This is a genomic window from Flavobacterium sp. UGB4466 (assembly GCF_903469665.1).
Lineage (GTDB): Bacteria > Bacteroidota > Bacteroidia > Flavobacteriales > Flavobacteriaceae > Flavobacterium > Flavobacterium lipolyticum.
The window spans coordinates 1-5,969 of the sequence record NZ_CAGKLC010000170.1 but is presented as its reverse complement, the minus strand read 5'-3'; the positions used below and the strand labels follow the sequence as shown (position 1 = coordinate 5,969).

General features: G+C 36.3%; 3 protein-coding genes. 1 reads left to right on the top strand and 2 read right to left on the bottom strand.

Annotated elements, in window-relative coordinates; translation table 11 throughout:
- Positions 1-84: 84 nt before the first annotated feature.
- Complete coding sequence (locus JO950_RS21005; protein ID WP_202704395.1) at positions 85-318, bottom strand: hypothetical protein; 234 nt, start codon at positions 316-318, stop codon at positions 85-87.
- Positions 319-536: 218 nt separating this feature from the next.
- On the opposite strand from JO950_RS21005, the gene JO950_RS21000 reads away from it, so the two are divergent.
- On the top strand, positions 537-1,205 hold the full coding sequence (locus JO950_RS21000; RefSeq protein WP_202704394.1) for a response regulator: 669 nt from the start codon (positions 537-539) through the stop codon (positions 1,203-1,205).
- Positions 1,206-1,301: 96 nt separating this feature from the next.
- On the opposite strand, the gene JO950_RS20995 is transcribed toward JO950_RS21000, so the two are convergent.
- The gene (locus JO950_RS20995; RefSeq protein ID WP_202704393.1) at positions 1,302-5,810 is read right to left on the bottom strand and encodes a M43 family zinc metalloprotease; all 4,509 of its coding nucleotides are present in this window, start codon (positions 5,808-5,810) and stop codon (positions 1,302-1,304) included.
- Positions 5,811-5,969: the final 159 nt, after the last annotated feature.

Below are 5,969 nucleotides of genomic sequence, written 5' to 3'. Positions count from 1 at the left end.
AATTTCAAATATAGGGTTTTGAAATAAAAAGACTATAAGATTTAAAAATAAATCAAATAGTCTTTTTTATAAACACAAAAACATTTAGTCTTTTCTGGTTGGTCTTGTAATTTCGGGATCACCCTCAGTATTTAACAAGTCAGTATCCGAATTAGTCGTTCCATTAACCATATTATTTGTTTTTGGATCTAATTTTTCATGCAAATTTTTTGATTGACTACTCTGAGTTTTCGGAGTTTCATAATCATCATTTGTACATGAAAAAGTCAACAGTGCAACAGCAATTAGCAATCCCGGAATAAATAACTTCGTTTTCATAAAAATAACTTTAATTGATTATTAAAACAAAAAAACACTAAACTCCGGATTAAAATGTACGGTAAATCCGTAATATTTCATTTAATTCATGTTAAAATTAGAACTTAAACTAATTATCAACCATTCAACGAATCTCTTTAGTTGTAAAACAATCAAAATTCCATTACGGAAAAACCGTAGTTTTTCTTACATTTGTTTCCAATAGAATTAAACAAATTATGAATCTTAATATTTTGATCGTCGACGACCATCCAATGACGGTGGACAGCTATATCAATCTCTTATCTGATGGTGAGTTTCAGAAAAATTTACCAAATTTTATTAAAAGTCATAATTGTGAAGATGCTTACAATAAAATCATTCTTCATCACAAGCAAAATAGTACTATCGATTTTGCCTTACTTGATATTAATCTGCCGCCCTACAAACCATCAAATATTAATGACGGCATAGATTTGGCCTATTTGATCAAGGAAAAATTCCCGAATTGCAAAATAGTACTCCTTACTATGCGCAGTGAACCTTTGACGGTGGACAAAATAATAAAAGGAATCCAGCCTGAAGGTTTTATATCCAAAAGTGACATCAATTTTGAACAATTTCCCGTAATTTGTAAAAACATTATTAATGGCGAAATATTCAGAAGCGATACCATTGTAGAATCTCAAAGAGAACTGTTTAAGAAAAATATAAATTGGGACAATCACGACAATCAAATTTTAATTCTAATCTCTGAGGGGGTAAAAACAGTAAATCTTCCCGAATATATCCCTCTTTCAATGAGCGCTATAGAAAAAAGGAAAGCCAACATAAAAGATCAGTTATTAAAAGGAAAAGGAAGCGACAAAGATCTAATTGAAAAAGCTAAAACGCTGGGATTATTGTAACGTGGTCAGTATCTTCTTTTTTATTTAAAGAGACAAAACAAAGAAGGCTGTCCTTTCAGACAGCCTTCTATTCAATCAATTTCTATTTTAAGTCTACTATTTAATTAGCTTTTTAACAGCCTGCTCCTTGCCATCTACTTTTACCTTCAAAAAGTAGAAACCGTTGGTAAGGTTACTGCCATCTACAGTTATAGTGCCATCATTGGCATCGTATGATTTAACAAACATGTTCTGTCCTAAACTGTTATAAATTAGCACCTCTATTTTTTTCCCCGAAAATGAATCAGAACTAATGTTTATGACATCGTTAAACGGATTTGGATAAGTTTTAAAAGCTGCTTTGCTTTCAAAATCTACAGTACTCAAAGTAGGGAAAGTGAAATTTTGAACGGTGTCCGGAGTTTTAACTGAAGCTTGCGGTTCGGTACTGTATGCATATCGTATTATCGCAAAACTTTTCCCGTCTGCACTTACTGCCCCTTCAAAATAACCGTAATAAACTGCCCCGCCTTTAGCAAATGAAAATCCAATGAATCCCGTTTTTCCATTCCAGCTGCTATAAACAGGATCGCTCATAATGGCATCACCGGATGAATTTAAATGGTTGCTTCCTCCAATCATTTGACTGGTTCCGATGTAACCAATGTTAGCTGTTCCTGTTTCAGTAACTAATCCATTATTCGTTGAAAATTTAAGACCATTAACACCATAAAGCAATTTAAATTCGGTCTCGTTTCCATCTACCTCGGCAGTAATTCTAAAAGATCCTGAAGGACTCGCAGCCGAAACTACTATCGGAGTCGGTAAATCTACTTTAACCACCACATAAGCATTGGTAAAAGTAAAATCAGTAGTGAACGATTTATTTTCTAAAACTGCTGTTCCCCCGGTAATAGCCGGATCTAAAAAGGTAATTGTGGCTGTAGCTGCATGGGCTGCCTCATTAGCAATGGCTTTGCCTTGATAACTTACCTGAACCGTAGTGTTATTTACGACACTCACACTAGCCGTTAAACCCGCTGACAAACCTGCTATAGTAAAATCAGTCCCCTGAACTAAGTTGCCTGAACTTTTTGTAAAAGTCCCGCCATTTGATGTCAACTGTACCGTTACTGTCGTTGTAAAAGTTCCGTTATTTGTTAATTTATCTTCAGTGATTGTTGTCGGATTGTTACTCATTTTAACCACACCTAACTGGAGAGGCGTAGTAATTGAAGCTGCAGGAGCTGTATTATAAGCATATTTGCTGATCGTATAACTCTGGCCATCGGCACTTACAACCGTTTCAAAATAACCATAATAAGGCACTCCATTCTTCGTATATTTAAAACCTATAAAACCTGTTTTACCGTCCCAAACCGTATAGGTACTGCTTCTTAAAGCAGGAACTCTTGTCCCATTCCAATTGCTAGCTGCACCAATTGTAACGTTATAGCCTAAATACGAGATATTGTTAATTCCTGATTCGCAAACCAAATCCTTATCATAATTTTCCAACTTTAAATCATTGCCGTCAATAAATAACCCATAGCCGGTATGATCTGCATCTGCCGTAATATTGAATGGATTCCATTTAGAACCTGTGACAGCTACTGTTAAGGGAGTTGGAAGATCGACGTAAATAATTTTATACGCGTTCTTAAAAATAAACTTAGTAGTAAAATAATCCGTATCAAGAATCGCAGCTCCTCCGGTAATTGCAGGGTTCAGGAAAGTAACAGTCGCCGTGGCTGTATTTGAAGCTTCATTGGCCGTTGCTTTACCCGTATAACTTAACTCAGCTGTTGTACTGTTTATTAAAGTAATTTCAGGAGTCAAACCTGCTGGCAGTCCTGCAACGGTAAAATCTGTTCCCTGGACTAAATTTCCAGAGCTTTTTGTAAAAGTCCCGCCGTTTGTTGTTAACTGAATTGCGATTTTTGTCTCAAAACTTCCGTCATTAGTTACAGCATTTTCATTGATTTCATCCGGTGTAGTAGCTAAATGAACGGTGAGATCTGCCGGAATATCTTCAGTAAGTATACCTGCCAGAGGTTCTGTATTATAAGCATATTCTAATAATGTATAAGCAGTTCCCTTGGCATTTACTTTCACCTTAAACCAGCCATAACAGGGTTCATCAGCTATTGTAAATTTAAAACCAATATAGCCCGTCTTCCCATCCCATGATTTATAACCCGCATTTCTTAAATTGTGCAGATCAGGATAACTGCCTCCTTCAATAAAATTACTGTTGCCATCAATAAGTTGATTGGCTCCGATCAAACTCATATTTAAAGAATTACCCTCACAAACAATAGATTTTGTATAGGTTTCTAATTTAAGATCACCCTTATCCACAAAAACTCCATAATCCTGCTGATCGGCATCAGCTGTAATTCTGAAGAATTTCCAGGTATTTTCTGCATCCACGGTATAATTCAGATCTTTCACATGTACAATTGCATAAGGATCTCTGAAATTAATTTTAACAGCTGCAACAGAATTTGACAATACTGCAACTCCGCCTGTAATAGCAGGATTTAAAAAGGTCACTACTACCTGAGTACTATTTTCTTTCAAATGCACCGCAGCATTTCCTGTTAAAGCCAATTGCACTTCGGTAGTACTCATTACATTTAGTTTAGCCGTCAAACCAGCCGGAACACCCGTGATCGTATAATCAACTCCGGGAGTCAGTACTCCTGAATTTTTAACAAAAGTTCCATTGTTCGTCGTTAATTTAAAAGAAGAAATCTGAGAAATGCTTCCATTATTAGCAGCACTCTCCGCAAGAGAAGCCGGAGAAACACTTAACGCCACTTTATCGGACATTCCGGTGTAGATTGTTCCTCCCGGTTGTGTATTATATGCATACTCCAGAATACTGTATCCCGAACCATCTGCCTTAACAACAGCTTTTAACCAACCGTAACATTTTTCTCCATCAATGGTGTATTCGAAACCTAAATAATCCGTTTTTCCGTCCCAAGCAGTATAAGACGGCGTTCTTATATCCAATTGATTTGGATAGGCTCCCGGTGCTGTAAAATTACTGCTTGCATTAATTGCTGTATTAAAACCAAGAGGTGTAATATTATTTGTTCCTGCATTGGTTACCAGTCTTTTTCCATAAGTTTCCACTTTTAAATGATTGGCTGCAAATCGCCAGGCACCATACTTTACATCGTCTCCTTTTTCAACCAAAAAAGCTTTCCAGGTAGAAGTAGGTGTAACCGTCATATCAGGCAAATCAACATAGAAAATACCATAAGGATCTCTAAATTTAAAATTCCAACTCAAACCATCACAAAGCATACCGCTCACTCCACCATTTAATGCAGAAGCTAACAATGTAATTCCACCGCTGGCAGTATTACTTGCCTTATGATTCGTTGCCGTTCCGCTTATAGTAACGGTAGCCTGATTACTGCTATTGATAACAATCGCAGCACTTAAACCAGCAGGCAAATTAGAACTAAAATCTACCCCTGAAGTTAAAGCTCCCGACGATTTCGAAAAGACAGTTCCATTTAAAGTAATTACAGCATTGCCCGTAACTGTTCCGTTATTCGCAATATCTTCTTTAAAACTTGTAACATTTGTGGTTACACTGCTTCCGGTTGAATTAACACCTGTATCGATCAAATTTTGTGCTGACCATAATGTTTTTCTTGCAGAGTGCTGTAAAGCAGCAAGCATTCTCGCTACCTGTCCTTGTGTAAACATCTTACTGCATCCTTGTGCAGCATTGTACCCCATATAATTCTCTATATTTACTTTGTCACCGTCGCAATTCGTTCCGGGTACACAGCCCAAAGAATGTTTTCCGTCTTCTTTTGGAGTATCATCTACTTGATCAGTCCCTGTACAGCCACCATCAAAAGTATGGATCAAATTCAGGAAATGCCCAAACTCGTGAGTCAATACCGACGCAAATTCTTTATTGGTATTTTCTCCCAGATAAGCTCCGTTATAAACGCATCTTGCCAAATTATTATCGGACATCCAGGAATCCGGATACCAGCAAACTCCTGAATTATTGGTAGCACCATCGGCATACAAATCATTCTGAATGTAAACGTTCATGTACTTGTAATTGTCCCAGGCATCTGCCTGAATTTGGCTATCGTACCCACCCCCGTTACCATATCCGTCTTTTTTTCTTTCAAAAATTACTCCGGTGGTGCATTTTCCATTGGGATCAATCTGTGCGAGTTTAAACTCAATATTTAAGGTTCCCCTTCTTGCCTGAAAAAAAGGCTCTACGGTATTGAAATCATCATTCAACCCTTGAAAATCCTCATTAAGATGCCTTAAGGCTGTTTGTATTTTCTCAAGAGTAACTGTTTTACCATTAAACGATGTACCATACACATGAAAAACAACTGGTATGGTATAAGTAGTATTCACCGCACTTTTATTGGTCTTCAGCTTTTTAGCGTATTCTTTACTAAAAAAATTAAACGCTTTACTTTCTTTCAATGAACCGGGGTGGTTCTTTAATTGTAATTCATTGACCTCTTTTGTGCGACAGCTGTGTGAAGCCTCAATTAGATCCTGTGCTTTAATTCCCTGCATACTCCAGAGACAACACAATACTAATAAAAGTAGTTGTTTTTTCATAATACTTGTTTTGGTTTAGTTTTGTTATTTTGTTAATTATTTACAACACACATAATTTAAATCTTAATTTTTTATGATTTAAATCAAGATATTCCACTTATTATATGAATTAACTTTCCAAATCTAACTTTAACCCAAATGTTATCTTTATGCTATATT

What these genes read in the sequence shown, in the direction of transcription:
- JO950_RS20995 (WP_202704393.1), bottom strand. Translation starts at nt 5,810, where the DNA reads ATGAAAAAACAACTACTTTTATTAGTATTGTGTTGTCTCTGGAGTATG.
- JO950_RS21005 (WP_202704395.1), bottom strand. Translation starts at nt 318, where the DNA reads ATGAAAACGAAGTTATTTATTCCGGGATTGCTAATTGCTGTTGCACTG.
- JO950_RS21000 (WP_202704394.1), top strand. Translation starts at nt 537, where the DNA reads ATGAATCTTAATATTTTGATCGTCGACGACCATCCAATGACGGTGGAC.